General features: G+C 58.4%; 13 protein-coding genes and 1 pseudogene. 9 read left to right on the forward strand and 5 right to left on the reverse strand.

All coding sequences use genetic code 11. The features are described 5' to 3' along the window. The first annotated feature begins 150 nt into the window (after positions 1–150). The 8 genes from FND52_RS04925 to FND52_RS04960 all read left to right on the forward strand — a co-directional run bounded on the left by FND52_RS04925 (position 151) and on the right by FND52_RS04960 (position 8,364). Entirely contained in the window at positions 151–2,538 is a 2,388-nt protein-coding gene (locus FND52_RS04925) for a DMSO/selenate family reductase complex A subunit (RefSeq protein WP_144129720.1), read from the forward strand. Further along, on the forward strand, positions 2,535–3,155 hold the full coding sequence (locus FND52_RS04930) for a DMSO/selenate family reductase complex B subunit (RefSeq protein WP_144129722.1): 621 nt from the start codon (positions 2,535–2,537) through the stop codon (positions 3,153–3,155). Before FND52_RS04925 ends, FND52_RS04930 begins: the two co-directional genes overlap by 4 nt. Before the next feature lie 2 nt (positions 3,156–3,157). Next, a complete protein-coding gene (locus tag FND52_RS04935) occupies positions 3,158–3,982 on the forward strand; it encodes a dimethyl sulfoxide reductase anchor subunit family protein (protein ID WP_144129724.1) in 825 nt (274 codons plus the stop codon). Position 3,983: 1 nt separating this feature from the next. Further along, complete coding sequence (locus tag FND52_RS04940; RefSeq protein WP_144129726.1) at positions 3,984–4,847, forward strand: 4Fe-4S binding protein; 864 nt, start codon at positions 3,984–3,986, stop codon at positions 4,845–4,847. Between the two features lie 9 nt (positions 4,848–4,856). Beyond that, positions 4,857–5,459: a Tat proofreading chaperone DmsD gene (gene dmsD / locus FND52_RS04945; RefSeq protein WP_144129728.1), complete on the forward strand. Its 603-nt coding sequence runs from the start codon at positions 4,857–4,859 to the stop codon at positions 5,457–5,459. 357 nt (positions 5,460–5,816) lie between these two features. Further along, positions 5,817–7,220 carry a cytochrome ubiquinol oxidase subunit I gene (locus FND52_RS04950; protein WP_144129730.1) on the forward strand — a complete coding sequence of 468 codons (1,404 nt, stop codon included), beginning with the start codon at positions 5,817–5,819 and terminating at the stop codon, positions 7,218–7,220. Beyond that, positions 7,220–8,230: a cytochrome d ubiquinol oxidase subunit II gene (gene cydB / locus FND52_RS04955; RefSeq protein WP_125293292.1), complete on the forward strand. Its 1,011-nt coding sequence runs from the start codon at positions 7,220–7,222 to the stop codon at positions 8,228–8,230. Before FND52_RS04950 ends, cydB begins: the two co-directional genes overlap by 1 nt. Further along, positions 8,230–8,364 carry a DUF2474 domain-containing protein gene (locus FND52_RS04960; protein WP_125293293.1) on the forward strand — a complete coding sequence of 45 codons (135 nt, stop codon included), beginning with the start codon at positions 8,230–8,232 and terminating at the stop codon, positions 8,362–8,364. Before cydB ends, FND52_RS04960 begins: the two co-directional genes overlap by 1 nt. 69 nt (positions 8,365–8,433) lie before the next feature. Here the strand turns inward: FND52_RS04960 and FND52_RS04965 are convergent. Beyond that, positions 8,434–8,571, reverse strand: a pseudogene (locus FND52_RS04965) (LysR family transcriptional regulator); the annotation flags it as partial. 159 nt (positions 8,572–8,730) lie between these two features. Further along, positions 8,731–9,366, reverse strand: coding sequence for an NADPH-dependent F420 reductase (locus tag FND52_RS04970; RefSeq protein WP_144129732.1), 636 nt, complete (start codon positions 9,364–9,366; stop codon positions 8,731–8,733). A gap of 102 nt (positions 9,367–9,468) precedes the next feature. Here FND52_RS04970 and FND52_RS04975 point away from each other — a divergent pair, with 102 nt between their 5' ends. Further along, on the forward strand, positions 9,469–10,365 hold the full coding sequence (locus FND52_RS04975; protein ID WP_144129861.1) for a LysR family transcriptional regulator: 897 nt from the start codon (positions 9,469–9,471) through the stop codon (positions 10,363–10,365). Positions 10,366–10,438: 73 nt separating this feature from the next. On the opposite strand, the gene ttrA is transcribed toward FND52_RS04975, so the two are convergent. From ttrA to ttrB, 3 genes are read right to left on the reverse strand one after another with little or no spacing between them, the layout of a single operon-like run. Next, a complete protein-coding gene (ttrA, locus tag FND52_RS04980; RefSeq protein ID WP_144129734.1) occupies positions 10,439–13,501 on the reverse strand; it encodes a tetrathionate reductase subunit TtrA in 3,063 nt (1,020 codons plus the stop codon). Beyond that, a complete protein-coding gene (ttrC, locus tag FND52_RS04985; RefSeq protein ID WP_144129736.1) occupies positions 13,494–14,498 on the reverse strand; it encodes a tetrathionate reductase subunit TtrC in 1,005 nt (334 codons plus the stop codon). The genes ttrA and ttrC overlap by 8 nt, the downstream gene beginning before the upstream one ends. Then, positions 14,499–15,236, reverse strand: a complete 738-nt coding sequence (ttrB, locus tag FND52_RS04990) for a tetrathionate reductase subunit TtrB (RefSeq protein WP_144129738.1) — start codon at positions 15,234–15,236, stop codon at positions 14,499–14,501. Positions 15,237–15,240: the final 4 nt, after the last annotated feature.

Consider the following 15,240-nt stretch of genomic DNA (forward strand, 5'->3'; position numbering starts at 1 on the left):
CCTAATTTAGTTAATAAGAATTATCATTCCATTCCGAAAAATACCTCTTAATTTCCGTTAATCCGTTATTTGCTGCGTTACATCAAACTTCCTGCCGCATGGCTCTCCAAAAATACACACTTTCTCAATGCCAATGAAGAGAGTGATGTCATGCCAATCATGGAAGACGAAAGCGGAATAACGACGGTTAGCCGTCGTCGCTTTATCCAGGCCAGCGCCGCACTGGCAGCCGTACCCCTGGTGGTGCCGCAGTTTGTTTCTGCGGCAACCGAAACGCCAACCCCCTCTGCATCACCCGCTGCTGAGCAGGACACCGGGCGCGTGGTGCCCACCTGTAGCACTTTCGACTGCGGCGGCAAATGCGATATTCGCGCCCACGTCGATCAGGGTATTGTTACGCGCATCACCACATTGCCGGACGGTGAACTGGACGAGGCGATGCCGATTATGCGCGCCTGTATTCGCGGGCGCGGCTACCGTAAATTTGTCTATCATCCGGACCGCCTGAAATACCCGATGAAGCGCGTCGGCAAGCGCGGCGAAGGGAAGTTTGAAAAAATCAGCTGGGATGAGGCTACCACGCTCATTGCCGACAATCTGAAGCGGATCACGGCCAAATATGGCCCGGCCTCGCGCTACGTACACGTCGGCACCGCTGTCAGCGGCGGCACCTTCTCCGGGGATAAAATGGTGCGCCGCCTGCTGAACCTGACCGGCGGCTACCTTGAGTACTATCACTCCGTGAGTATGGGCAACACCGCTGCCGCCACGCCGTATACCTACGGCACGCCCGCCACCGGTAGCTCGCTGGATACGCTGCTGGAAACCCCGCTGGTAATTTTGTGGGGCCACAACACCAACGAAACCATCTTTGGCCATGCCAATCACTACTTCCAGCAGATGAAACGCAACGGCACGCGCTTTATCGTTATCGATCCGCGTTATTCCGATACCGTCGCTTCGCTGGCGGATCAGTGGATCCCGCTGCTGCCCACCACCGATAACGCGCTGATGGACGCGATGATGTACGTCATCATCACTGAGAATCTGCACGATAAAGATTTTATTGCCTGTTATACCCTCGGTTTTGACGAAGCCAGCATGCCGGAAGGCGTCCCGGCCAACGAATCACTGGTGGCGTACCTGACCGGCGCGAAAGATGGCGTGGCAAAAACCCCGGAGTGGGCAGAGCCAATCACCAAAGTACCGGCCAATACCATTCGCCAGCTGGCGCGGGAATACGCGACCGCCAAACCGGCGGCGCTGATCCAGGGCTGGGGGCCGCAGCGCCATATCTGCGGCGAGCGCACCGCGCGCGGCTCTACGCTGCTGGCCACCATCACCGGCAACGTCGGTAAAAAAGGCAGCTGGGCGGCAGGCTACGGCGGTATCGGTAACCGCAAATTTATGAGCGAGCCGGAAAGCATTGAAAACCCGATCGCGGCGAAAATTTCGGTGATGAACTGGATGCAGGCGGCGGAAGACGCCAGCAAAGTGACGCCGGAGCAGGGTCTGAAAGGAGCTGACAAGCTAGACAGCAATATCCGTATGCTGTTTACCCTGGCGGGTAACTACCTGGCGAACCAGAACCCGGACATCAATAAGGCGGCGAAGCTGCTGGAAGACGAGTCGAAAATCGAGTTTATCGTCGCCAGCGATCTGTACCTGACGCCCAGCGCCAGATATGCCGATCTGCTGCTGCCGGAAACCAGCTTTATGGAGCGCTGGAACATCGGCGAAACCTGGGGCACCGGCAACTACGTGATCCTGTCAGAAAAACTGGTCGAGCCGGAATTTGAGCGCCGTTCAGACTACGAGTGGCTGCGTGAAGTCGCCGCGAAACTGGGCGTGGAGCAAGCCTTCAGCGAAGGGCGCGATGAAAAACAGTGGATCGAACATATTGTCGAAACCACGCGCGCCGCGATGCCAGCGGAAAATATGCCGAGCTTTGCGCAGTTGCAGGTTCAGCGCCGTCACCTGTTCAAGAGCGAGCCGTACGTGGCGTTCGCCGATAACATCCGCGACCCGCAGAACAATCCGTTTAAGACCCCGTCCGGGAAAATCGAAATCTTCTCGAAACGGCTGTACGACATGAACAACCCGGAAATTCCGGCGTTGTCCCACTACGTGCCCGCGCATGAAGGGCCGCAGGATGCGCTGACCGGGAAATATCCGCTACAGCTGATCACCTGGAAAGGGAAGAACCGCGCCAACTCCACGCAGTACGCTAACCCGTGGTTGCAGGAAGCCCAGACCCAGAAACTGTGGATTAACCCGCAGGATGCCGCCCGTCGTGGTATCGCGCAGGGCGACAACGTGCGCATCCATAACGATCGCGGCATCAGCATGGTGCCCGCGGAAGTGACGCCGCGCATTATCCCCGGCGTAGTGGCGCTTCAGGCAGGTGCCTGGTGGCAGCCGGACGCGTCGGGCGTGGATCGCGGCGGCTGCGCCAACGTGCTGAGTTCCACCCGCATCACCCCCCTGGCAAAAGGGAATTCGCATCAAACTATGCTGGTTGAGGTTGAGAAAGCATGAGCCAATACATGGAGTTTCCCCCGGTAAGCGATAAGCAACTGGGTTTTTATATCGATTCGTCGCGCTGCTCCGGGTGCAAAGCCTGCCAGGTTGCCTGTAAGGACAAAAATAATCTGGAGCCGGGCCGTCGTTTCCGCCGGGTATATGAAGTCAACGGCGGCGGATTTACCCCGACCGGCAGCGGCGGGCTGGAAAACAACGTCTACGCCTACACCTTGTCGATTTCCTGCAACCACTGCGCGGACCCGATCTGCACCAAAAACTGCCCGACCACGGCGATGCATAAGCGTCCGGGCGACGGCATCGTGCGGGTCGATACCAATAAATGCATCGGCTGCGGCTACTGCGCCTGGTCGTGCCCTTACGGCGCGCCGCAGTTTGATAAAGAAGCCGGGCAGATGTCGAAGTGCGATTTCTGCGTCGATTTGCAGGCAAAAGGCGAAGATCCGATTTGCGTGGCGACCTGTCCGCTGGGCGCGATTAAGTTCGGCCCGATTGATGAACTGCGTAAGCAGTACGGCACGCTGTGTGACGTCCAGGGACTGCCGGATTCGGCGATCACCCACCCGAACCTGGTGGTGAAACCGCATCAGGGCGCTGAGAAGGGAAGTAACTAATTATGCATGAATGGCCATTATTGATTTTTACTCTGCTGGTGCAGGCGTCGGTGGGTCTGACGCTGTTCACCGCCGTTAACGCCTTTAACCGCCAGGCAAACAGCCAGCCGCTGCGCGTGGCGCTGGTTGCCAGCTGTGTAATGGGCGGCGTGGGGCTGATCGCATCGGTGGCGCATCTGGGTTATCCGCTCAACGCGTTTAATTCGCTGCGCCATATCGCCAGCTCCTGGCTGAGCCGTGAAATCGTCTTTGCCGCGCTGTATCTGGGCGTGCTTGGCATTACGACGCTGCTGGCGCTATTCGCTAAACGTGTCGTGCCGTTACTGGTGCTGCTGGCGGGGCTTATCGGGCTGGTGGATGTGTATTGCATGAGCAATATCTATATCAGCGCGTCGGTCGTCACCTGGATGCACATTAACACTTTCTTTATGTTCTACGGCTCGGTGCTGATCCTCGGCGCGGTGCTGGTGATGCTGATGCTGGTGCCGCATGGGCGTAACGGTGAAATGCGCGACCTCGCGAAGCTGGCGGTGGCCGCGGTGGTGGTCGCCGTGGCGGCACGCCTGGTAGAACAACCGGCGTATATGAGCTTCCTGGCGCAGGCATACGCGAGTGACGTTGTCACGTTCCCGCTGCAGGCGCTGGCGGCTTTTGATGCGCTGGCTGGCGTGCGTATCGCCGCGTGGTGCCTGATGGCGGTGGGGGCGGCGCTGTTTGCGCTTTCCCTGCGCCAGCCGCGCATCGTCCGTGGTATCGCCATGACCGGCAGCGTATTGCTGGTGGTGGCGGAGATCATGGCGCGCTATGCCTTTTTTAGCCTGAGTTGATATGTCGCTGCTGTCGTTAAATCTCAACCCTGCGCCGCCTGGCGCAGGGTTGTTATGCGTTCGCCGGAAGGTAAAGAAAAACCCCTGTCGGGCCTGTATTGACGCCTGCCCACTGGCTGCCATCTCGCTGACTGAAGACAACATCGTTATCGATGAAGCCCAGTGCAATCAGTGCGGTCGCTGCCTGTTTGCCTGCCCAACCGACGCCCTGGAAAATATCCACCCGGTTAAACGTCACTGGCATCAGGATCGCCTGACCGCGCCGCTCAGCGCCCAGCCAGCCTGCGTTGACGAGCTGCTGATGTGGCATTTTCACTACGGCATTCGGGCCATTGAGCTGGATACGCCGGATGAAGGGTGGCTGCGGGCGATTGCCGAACTTAATCTTACGCTCAGCGCGCTCGAGCAGCCGGTATGGCGGCTGGCGCAGCCAGCGGCGAATCCGGTGAATACCGGGCGTCGCCAGTGGCTGAGAATGGCTAACGACACTGACAGCGGGTCGGTGCCAGCGGGTCGCCGCGCGCTGCGTGACGCTGTCACTTTCGTTAATCAGTATTCAATTAATTTTAACGTCGACCTGTGCTACCTGTGTGGTGCCTGTGGGCGTATCTGCCCGGAACAGGCGATTCGCCTGGAGGCCGACCATATCGCGCTGGATAACGCCCGCTGCACCGGCTGCGGCCAGTGTACGGCGGTCTGTTTCCCGGACGCCATTCACAGCGTAAAGGCGCTTAACAACCATGCCGGGCAGCGTCTACCGGTAATTCAACAGCGTTGCGACACCTGTGGCCAGCTGTTTAGCGCCTGGACTGCTGAACGCTCCACCTGCCCATTTTGCCGACAACACACCATCGGCATGCGATAAGGAATCATCATGAAAGCGGATTTAGCCCACTGGGCCCAGTTGCTGAACCTGCTGGCGAGCGCGTACCGTACCGCGCCGCAGTCAGACGCGTTTACGCCCATAGGCGAATTTTTCCAGACGCCGGACTGGCCGGAACTCTGGCCCGCGCAGCGCGCTGACATCGTCGCTCTGCAACCTGAGCTGGCGCAGCGGGACAGGGCGTTGCTCCAGCAACAGTGGCAGTGGCAGTTCGTCGGCCCGGCAAGTTTGCCCGCGCCGCCGTGGGGATCGGTATGGCTCGATCCGGAACACGTTTTACAGGGCGACTCCACGCTGCGGCTGAGGGATTTTCTTAACCAGCAGCGCATCACGCTGAATACCGATCATCCGGAACCGGCGGATCATATCGGGCTGATGCTGTTTCAGGCGTCATGGCTGGCGATGGCCAACCAGCCCAGGGCATTGCTGGAACTGTTGAGCCAGCATTTCCTGACGTGGCTGCCGCTGTACCTACAGGCGCTGAACAACGCCCATCCGCAGGGCTTTTATCGCGCGCTCGGCGAACTGACGTTGATTACCCTGCGGCAATTACATCAGGCACTTAATGATGGCCAGCCCGAGAGGATTTTATAATCCCCGATTTTTATTTTTGGTTATTTTCCCGGCAACACGCTGCCGCTGCGAATTAAGTTGAATTTAGCGCCACGCAACAGGGCGGTTATTAACGAAGCGACAGAGCACTCTATTTATCCATTCCTGTCACTCTGGCCGATAAATATATTTGCGCAGACACTGCGTTCTTGCCTTGTGGCTGGCGGGGCGCTCTGTGCAAGTCGTCATCAATCAGAAAATAATTCCTGCAACGCCCGCCGCTATTTTCTCTGCCTGCTCAGGCTTATCCGTTATCTTCATTTTCTGCGTCTATACTCAAGGCGTTAAATAACTTACTGCCGGTTGGTTTAATACCGGTTTGTCGATGATGAGGCAGCCATGTTTGGTTTAGACGCGTTTATTCTTGCCAGGATACAGTTTGCCTTCACCGTATCCTTTCACATTATTTTTCCGGCGATCACCATTGGGCTGGCCAGCTATCTGGTGGTGCTGGAAGGGATGTGGCTGAAGACCCACAATCCGCTGTGGCGCTCGCTGTATAAATTCTGGCTGAAAATTTTTGCCGTTAACTTCGGTATGGGGGTGGTGTCCGGTCTGGTGATGGCCTATCAGTTCGGCACTAACTGGAGCGGATTTTCGCAGTTCGCCGGGAGCATTACCGGCCCGCTGCTGACGTATGAAGTGCTGACCGCGTTCTTCCTCGAAGCCGGTTTCCTCGGCGTGATGCTGTTCGGCTGGAACAAAGTCGGCCCCGGGCTGCACTTTTTCTCAACCTGCATGGTGGCGCTGGGCACGCTGATGTCCACTTTCTGGATCCTCGCATCCAATAGCTGGATGCACACGCCGCAGGGCCATGAAATTATCAACGGCCAGGTGGTGCCTGCCGACTGGTTCGCAGTGATCTTTAACCCGTCGTTTCCTTATCGGCTGTTCCATATGTCGGTGGCGGCCTTTTTAAGCAGTGCGATGTTCGTCGGCGCGTCCGCCGCCTGGCACCTGCTGAAAGGCAACGATACCCCGGCGGTGCGCAAAATGTTCTCCATGGCGCTGTGGATGGCGCTGCTGGTGGCACCTGTTCAGGCGGTGATCGGCGATATGCATGGCCTGAATACGCTCAAGCACCAGCCCGCAAAAATCGCCGCCATTGAAGGGCACTGGGAAAACCCGCCCGGCGAGCCGACGCCGCTGCTGCTGGTGGGCTGGCCGGATATGGAGCAGGAGCGCACCCGCTACGGGCTGGAAATCCCGGCGCTCGGTAGCCTGATCCTCACTCACAGTCTCGACCAACAGGTCCCGGCGCTGAAAGATTTCCCCAAAGACGAGCGGCCTAATTCCACCATCGTGTTCTGGTCGTTCCGCCTGATGGTCGGGATGGGCCTGCTGATGATTGGACTGGGGCTCGCGAGCCTGTGGTTGCGCTGGCGCGGGCGGCTGTACCAGTCACGGCCATTTCTTCACTTTGCGCTGTGGATGGGGCCATCGGGCTTAATCGCCATTCTGGCCGGCTGGGTGACCACCGAGGTGGGGCGTCAGCCGTGGGTGGTATATGGGCTGATGCGCACCCGGGATGCGGTCTCGGCCCATAGCGATCTGCAAATGTCGATCAGCCTGCTGGTGTTTATCGTGGTGTATAGCCTGGTGTTTGGCGTCGGGTATCTGTACCTGATCCGGCTGATTAAAGTGGGCCCGCAGCCCGAAGACGATCTGTCGTCGAAAACCGATGGCCGACCTGCGCGGCCCATTTCCGCCGTGGGCGAGCGTCTGGAAGAGGAGAAAAGATAATGAATATCGACCTGTCGGTAGTGTGGTTCGTCATTATTGTTTTCTCGACGCTGATGTACATCGTGATGGACGGCTTCGACCTGGGGATTGGCGTGCTGTTTCCGTTTATCCGCGACCCGCACGATCGTGACGTGATGGTCAACAGCGTCGCGCCGGTTTGGGACGGCAATGAAACCTGGCTGGTGCTGGGCGGTGCCGGGCTGTTCGGCGCATTTCCGCTGGCCTACGCGGTGATTGCCGATGCTCTGACCATTCCGATTACCCTGATGCTGATCGGCCTGATTTTCCGCGGTGTGGCGTTTGAGTTTCGCTTTAAAGCCACCGAATCGCACCGCCCCTGGTGGGACGTGGCCTTTCTGGCCGGCTCGATCCTGGCGACATTTTGCCAGGGTATTATCGTCGGCGCGGTGATTAACGGCTTTCCGGTGGAAGGGCGCACCTTCGCTGGCGGCGCGCTGGACTGGTTAACCGCGTTTAATCTGTTCTGCGGGCTGGGGCTGGTGGTGACCTACGCGCTGCTGGCCGCCACCTGGCTGATCATGAAAAGCGAAGATCCGCTGTTTACCCGGATGCGCCAGCTGACGCCGCCGCTGTTAATCATGCTGTTAATTGTGATGGCGATTGTCAGCGCCTGGACGCCGCTTACCCATGACGATATCGCCCAGCGCTGGTTCTCGCTGCCTAATCTGTGGTTCTTCCTGCCGGTGCCCGTGCTGGTGCTGATTTGCAGCCTGGCGCTGTGGAAAACCGTCTCGCGGCCAGGCCACCACGCCACGGCGTTTATCCTGACCCTGGCGCTGGTGTTCCTCGGCTTTAGCGGGCTGGGGATCAGCATCTGGCCAAACATCATCCCGCCGGATATCTCGCTGTGGGAAGCCGCCGCGCCGCCAGCCAGCCAGGGCTTTATGCTGGTGGGCGCGCTGCTGATTATCCCGGTGATCCTCGCGTATACCTTCTGGAGCTATTACGTGTTTCGCGGCAAAGTGCGCCACGGGGAGGGCTATCACTGATGGAAAAACGGCAAAGCAAACTGAGCCAGATTGTCTGGCTGGTGGTGATATGGGCCGCCAGCATCCTGGCGCTCGGTGCGGTGAGTATGGTATTGCGTTTGTTGATGACCTCGGCAGGACTGAAATCCAGCTAGCGGCGATTAATGAGCTGCGTTCATAACACCATCCCGGTTTTATGCATGGATGTGGATGCCGGGCATACCCATCCGCTCTTCCAGCCCGCGCATCGAGTGGCTCAGGGCTGACTGCGACAGACCGAGCTTAGCGGCGGCGCGTGTAAAACTGCGCTCCTGCGCCACCACCAGAAAGGCAATCAGATCGTTAAAGTTCTCTTTGAGCAAGGGAATGTCCTGGAGGGAGGTGTTGGAGCCAGTATAAACCATCGCTGGCTCCGCTTACGATTAACGCCCGACGCACGCCTGTAAAGCGGCGCAAGAGTTAATGAATGGAATTCATTAAAGCACCCTTTGTGGCATAAGCGGATACGGTTTACAAGCGTATTACCTATTGTCGCGCACCGTGTTCGCCATTTCATCCATCAACTGTTTGAGATTGTGACTTACACAATATACCGGTCTGTCGCGCTCAAAACGCCAGCCCTCGGAAAGGGGGCCTGTATCACACACATCAAAACCAAATTCATCCAGTAAAGTCGCAACAATAGCTTTACTTTCCGGGTCATCACCTGCAATGGGAAGTGCCCGCCGGTTTGGTGTTCCTGGCGGAAGTCCATCCGTTTCGAGATCGTTCATCGTAATGGCATTGAATGCCTTGACGATATATGACGATGGCAAATGTTCGGCAAGCAGTTCACTGGTGGTAGTAGAGTGATTATCTAACTCAGCGATATGACCATCCCGTTCAGGATAATAATTGTTTGCATCAACAACAATTTTCCCGGCCAGTGGCTCAACAGGTACGCTATACAAGGCAGATAATGGAATCGCAACGACCGTGATATCACTAAATGCGATAGCGTCCTCAACGGTGCCAATCTGACACCCTGTTGCATGAGGTAAGCTAAACAGAGATTGAGGGCCTCGTGAATTACTCAACATCACCTGATGGCCCAATGATGTGGCCAGTTTTCCGATGGTGCGCCCTACAAATCCTGCACCGATAATGCCAATTTTCATTTTTACTCTCCATGGTTTGACCGATAAAGAGAGTATGATTCTCTCCATAAGAAGGATAAATAGTGTTTTATTAGCTTAACTAACAACTCACAGTGGGCAATGATGGATAAACTGACAAGTATGCGTGTTTTTGTTAAGGCAACCGATCTGGGTTCCTTTGCCGCTGCTGCTGACGCGTTACAAATGTCACCGCAAATGGTCGCCAAACATATTGCATCATTAGAAACCCAGTTGGGCATCGTGCTGCTCAATCGCACCACACGACGACAGAGCCTCACAGATGTTGGCCGGGGGTATTACGACAGATGCAAAATTGTGCTGGCTGAAGTAGAGGCGGCAGATTCATTAGCCTTTGATATGCATACTCAACCCAGAGGGACACTCAAGGTCAGTGCGCCCGTCACGTTTGGTACTTTTTGCCTGCCTCAGTTTGTTACGCGTTTTTTATCCGCTTACCCAGACATGAGCATTGATTTGTCTCTGAGCGATCGCTTTATCGATCCTCTTGAGAAGGGAATCGAAGTCATGATCAGAATAGGCGAGTTAGAAGACTCTTCTCTGATAGCCCGACCATTAGCGCCTTATCGATTGATAGCCTGCGCTTCGCCGGATTATCTGGCGAAGCGAGGGACTCCCGCTAACGTACAAGAATTAGCAAAACATGATTGCCTCATTTATGCCAGTTGGACGGCTGCAACCCAATGCCGTTGGCGTTTTACTCGCAATGGTAAGAGTGAAGAAGTGATAATTGATGGCCGTTTTCGTTGCAATGACTGGAAAGCGCTGTTGCATGCAGCCAGAGCGGGCTTAGGGATTACACTTGGCCCAGAGTCTGTTCTCAGTAGCGAAATCAAAGCGGGGCGACTCATTCCTGTATTGCAGGAGTATCAGGGGCCAGCGCGCCCTATGCATGTTCTGTATCCATCATTACGTAACCCGACGATTAAACTACGAAGCTTTGTTGATGAGTTAATTGCTGAGTTTGGAATAGCCCAATAACCTTATGCGCCAATGCGCGCCTGTATACACATCTTCAGAGATACGCCGCTGTATTGCACAGCGGCGCAGATTTTTAAATGCGCTCTATCTTCGCCGGTAATCCCTGGCGCACCGCCGAGCCGGATACCCAGTCCAGCCAGCTGTTCGGCACCGTGCGGGTCGGGTCGGCGAAGCCCAAATCGTTCTGATTGATTCCGGAACCATTTTGCGGCGCGACCGCCAGCGGTTCGCCGTCCAGCGTGTGCTGACTGGCACCCATTTCCCGGTGGCCATAGCCGTGCTCGATGGCAATCACGCCGGGCATTACGCCTTCCAGCAGGCTAATACGCGCGGTAGTGCTGCCACCCGGCGTGGTAATGCGCACTTCATCGCCGTGCTTCACGCCAAAGCGCTTGCCGTCCTGCGGATTAAGCGCCACCAGATTCACCGGCTTCACGTGATGCAGGCGCGGGATCACGATGGTAGAACTGCTCATCACGTTGGACTTAAACGAAATCATCTTCAACGGCCAGGCGTCGGGCTGATATACCTCGTCCAGCGCTTTGCCGTCGGACAACCGCGCCGGATACCAGGCCGGACAGCCGCTGTAGCGTTCGCCGGTTATGGCGTGGCGATGCTTCGCCACCTCGGCGTTCCAGATTTGCAGCGGTTTATCCCAGCGGTTACCGATGCCGCCGTTTTCCCGCCCCGACTGATGCGGCGCGAACCGTCCGCCGCGGGTAAAGATAAACGCCACCCGCCGGGCTTCGTCCGGTTTAAGCGTCTGGTTGATGGCGGGCATCAGCCGGTCGACGCCGGTCAGACGGATATCCTCGTCACTGGCGGCGGGCGCGGGAGCTTTCCCGGCCCAGGCGATGTTGGCTGCCACCCGCAGGTAATAATCACTGGCGTGATGAATGGCCAGGGCGTTGCCGTCGCTGTCCTGCATGGCGTTATCCCCGAAGCCGGGCAGGCCGATGCGATGCGCCACGGCGATGCAAAACGCCTCCATGGAAATCGGTTCGCCCTGGGCGGTGCGGGCGGTCGCGGGATTAACCACCGGCCAGCGCGCGGTGGTGGCTTTACTGGCGACGCCCGCCCAGGGGGCGCTGAATCCCCAGCTTTCAAAGTTATGGGTATCCGGCATCAGATAATCCGCCAGGGCGGTGGTTTCATTAATAAATGCGTCGATGGCGATAAACAGCGGCAGCCGCGCCGGGTCTTTCAGCTGTTCTTCCGCCACGGCCCGGAACCCGGCGATGCCGTATACCGGGTTGGTCATATTGGAAATCCACGCCTTCAGTGGGTAAGGGTAGCCGTTGAGCGCCGAGGGCAGCAGTTCGGTAAGCTGACCGGCCACAAACGGATACCACGGTGCTTTGGCGGGCCACGGCGACTGCCCGGCGGCGACTTTCTGACGGTATTCATCGGAGCTTTCATAAGCCGCTTTGCTGCGGCCAATGTTCAGCCCTTTGGGTTTGACCATGCCGGGGAAGCTTGCCAGGTTATAGCGCGGCCCGTCGGTGACGCCGTTAAACTTGCCGCCGCCGACAAACACGCCGCCTTCCAGGCTAAGGTTGCCGATCAGCGCGTTAAGCATCATCACCGCCCAGGCATTATAGAAGCCGTTGCCGGACATCATCCCGCCGTGAGTAATCACCGCCGCTTTGCGCCCGTGGCGGGTAAAGGCATCCGCCAGCTGTTCGATCCGCGCCACCGGCACGCCGCACTGGCGGCTGTATTCTTCCAGCGACAGTTTCCCGGCGCTCTCTTTTAACAGTTGATACGCGCTTTTCACCGTTACCTCGCTGCCATCCTGCAAGGTCAGGGTGCGGGAAACCCACAGCGTGGCGGCAGGGCAGCTTTCCGCCGGCACCAGTTCACCCGTTTGATCGACCACCAGCACGCTGTCGCCGCCGCCGTTCAGCAGCGCGGCGGTAAGGTGTTGCCCGGCCTGGGGATGATCGTCGCTGGCAATCACCAGATGGGTGGCGTTGGTCCAGCTCTTTTCACCCGCCTGCTGCATCGCCGCCGCGCCCGGCAGGGAAAGATAGCTTTCGTTAGCGCGCTGATTGTCGATAATCCAGCGGATCATGCCCATCGCCAGCGCTGAATCCGCGCCCGGTACTACCGGCAGCCACTGGCCGCGCGGGTCGGCCATCACCGTGGTAAGCGGTAGCGCAGGGGCCACCACCACGTAGCTGAAGTTATCCCGCAGCCGCGCAGTGGCCAACTGGCTGGCCTGGCGCTTAAACGGGTTGCCGGACTGCGCCGGGGAGGTGCCCATAAACAGCGCAAACTCCACGTGTTCCCAGTCGGGCTTTACGTGCGGGTTTTTATCGAGATCGTTCATCAATGCGCCCGACCCGGCGCGGTACGACAACCCGCAGTACGCCCCGTGCGCCCCAAAGTTTTTACTGCCGAAACTGTTCTGGGCGAAGCGGCGCATAAAGGCATCGCGCCCGTCATCGCTGGTATTGGTAACCAGCAGCTGGTTGGCCCTGGGACCCAAACCCGGATGCGCCGGGTCGATAGGGGTTTGCAGATCGCGAATGGCGCGTAAACCGTCGACATGCCCTTCGCCAAACAGATCGCCGCCGTCCACCACTTCGGCAATCAGCTGCTCGAAACTGATGCGCTGCCATTTGCCTTCGCCGCGTTTCCCGACGCGCTTCATCGGCTCGAGGATGCGCAGCGGGCTGTACAGCGCCTCCAGGGTGGTCGCGCCACGGGAACAGACGGTGGAGCGGGCGTCGAGACCGCTTTCGCCGCCCATTTGCGCCAGTGCCTGGGCTACCGGGATTTTGGCGTCAACGTGCTGCTCCTGGGAGAGCGGATGATACGGATTACCGGCGATGCGGATCACCTTGTCGGTTTGCCGATCGACGCGCACCCGGATACCGCACTGGGTCCAGCAGCCGAAGCACTGGGTCATCGACACCGCCTGCTGCGGATTGGCCTGCCAGCCCGGAGCGGCATGGCCTTCCGGGATCAGCGCGTTACCGTAGATGCGGTGTAGCGTCACTTTGCCGGATGTGCCGTTGACCAGCCCGTCAAAGGTTCTTTTGATCACGTCCCGGTAGCTCAGCCCAAACGCGCCAACCCCTCCGAGTACCAGCCCCACTTTAAGCCACTGACGACGGGTTAATTCAGGCATGATGATTTCTCCGCATTAAGCCATTCACAATTTCACGCGCGATGATAAGCAACGCCATCCATAGCCCGAAGGTGCCGACAATCGCCAGCAGCCCGTCGGTACCCATCGGCAGCGAGTAAGGATTAAACAGCGCGTTATATTTCGGGAGGGTTTGCCCCTCGATGAGTAAGGTCCAGCGTATCAGCCAGCTAAGCGCCATCGACGCCAGAGCAATCAGGATGCCACCCGCCAGCGGTAGCGGACGCGTAACAGCAAACAGTGCCGCGATGATGGTTAACAACCACAGTGCCGCCCAACCGGTGGCCAGCGTTTGTGCCTGGGGCCACGCCAGCCAGTGGCGCAGCGCCGCGCCGGACAAGGTATCGCCGGAAATCCACATCGCTACCGTGATGCCCAATAACCCCAGGGTAACCAGCAGGCCGCGTGCCAGCTTCTGTTGCAATGGTGGCGTGCGGGTAGCGGCAATCAGCAGCGCCAGCAGGGTCTGGAACGCGCTCAGGAACATCGCCAGCGGGAACCACCAGCTGAACCAGATCGGGCGGGCGTGCACCACCGACACTTCGCGCCCGGTGTACAGCAGCAGGCCAATCGCGGTCAGCGCGCAGGCATACGACATCCAGCGTGTCCAGGCGAACGTTTTGCCGTAAATGTTTTCTATGGTCGCGGCGATAAACCACAGGCCGATAAAGCCGGTAAACAGCGGTAAAAACAGCGCGCCCCAGGGCATCCACGACCACGGCGTCGGCCAGGCGTAGAAGTGCCACACCCGGGCGGTTTGATGGAGATCGGCCGTCAGCGCCAGCGGGGCGGCGATGGCGCAGGTCAGGCCGATCAGCAGCGTCAGCCGTTCCAGCGCGGCATGGCGACCTCGCAATCCGCAGGCCAGTAGCGCCGAGCAGGCCGCAATGCCGATAAAGAAGAAATACTGCACTGCCCAGGGGAGCCAGCTCACGTCCTGCGGATGGGCGAGCACTTCATTAATCATAAGCGGCGACATTTACACCTCCTGCCACAGCGCGGGCTGGCTGCGGCCCATCAGCGGGGAAACAAACGCCTCGTCGAGGCCCAGATAAAACACCTGCGGCGAGGTGTTATCGTCCGGTTTCAGCACCCGGATCGCGTCCTTATGCTCATCAAGCAGCTGGCGCAGACGGCTTTGCGGATTGTGCAAATCGCCGATAATGCGCGCGCCGCCAACGCAGGACTCCACGCAGGCGGGCAGCAATCCCGCTTCCAGACGGTGAACGCAGAAGGTGCATTTATCGGCGGTCTGGGTGTCATGGTTGATAAAGCGCGCGTCATAGGGACAGGCCTGGACGCAGTAAGCGCAGCCGACGCAGCGCTGGTTATCAATCACCACAATGCCGTCCTCGCGCTGGAAGGTGGCCTGCACCGGGCAAACCGGCACGCAGGGCGGGTTATCGCAGTGGTTGCACAGGCGCGGCAGTAACACATTGGTGACAACGTCACTGTTTTCCCGTCGAACCTGGTACTGGTTCACCGTGGTACGGAACTCGCCCTGCGGCGTCTGGTTCTCAATCGCGCAACTGACGGTGCAGGACTGGCAGCCGATACAGCGGCGTAAATCGATCAACATGGCATAGCGGTGGTCGGCGGACCCTTCCCGGCGCGTCGGGCTGAAAGAGAGTTTGGCCTGCGCCAGCGGAAGGGTGGCTGCGCCTGCCGCCGCCGTCACCCCCAGCTGTGTGAGAAAAATGCGTTTACTGATATCCATACAT

Source organism: Atlantibacter subterraneus (assembly GCF_007570865.1).
Taxonomy (GTDB): Bacteria; Pseudomonadota; Gammaproteobacteria; order Enterobacterales; family Enterobacteriaceae; genus Atlantibacter; species Atlantibacter subterraneus.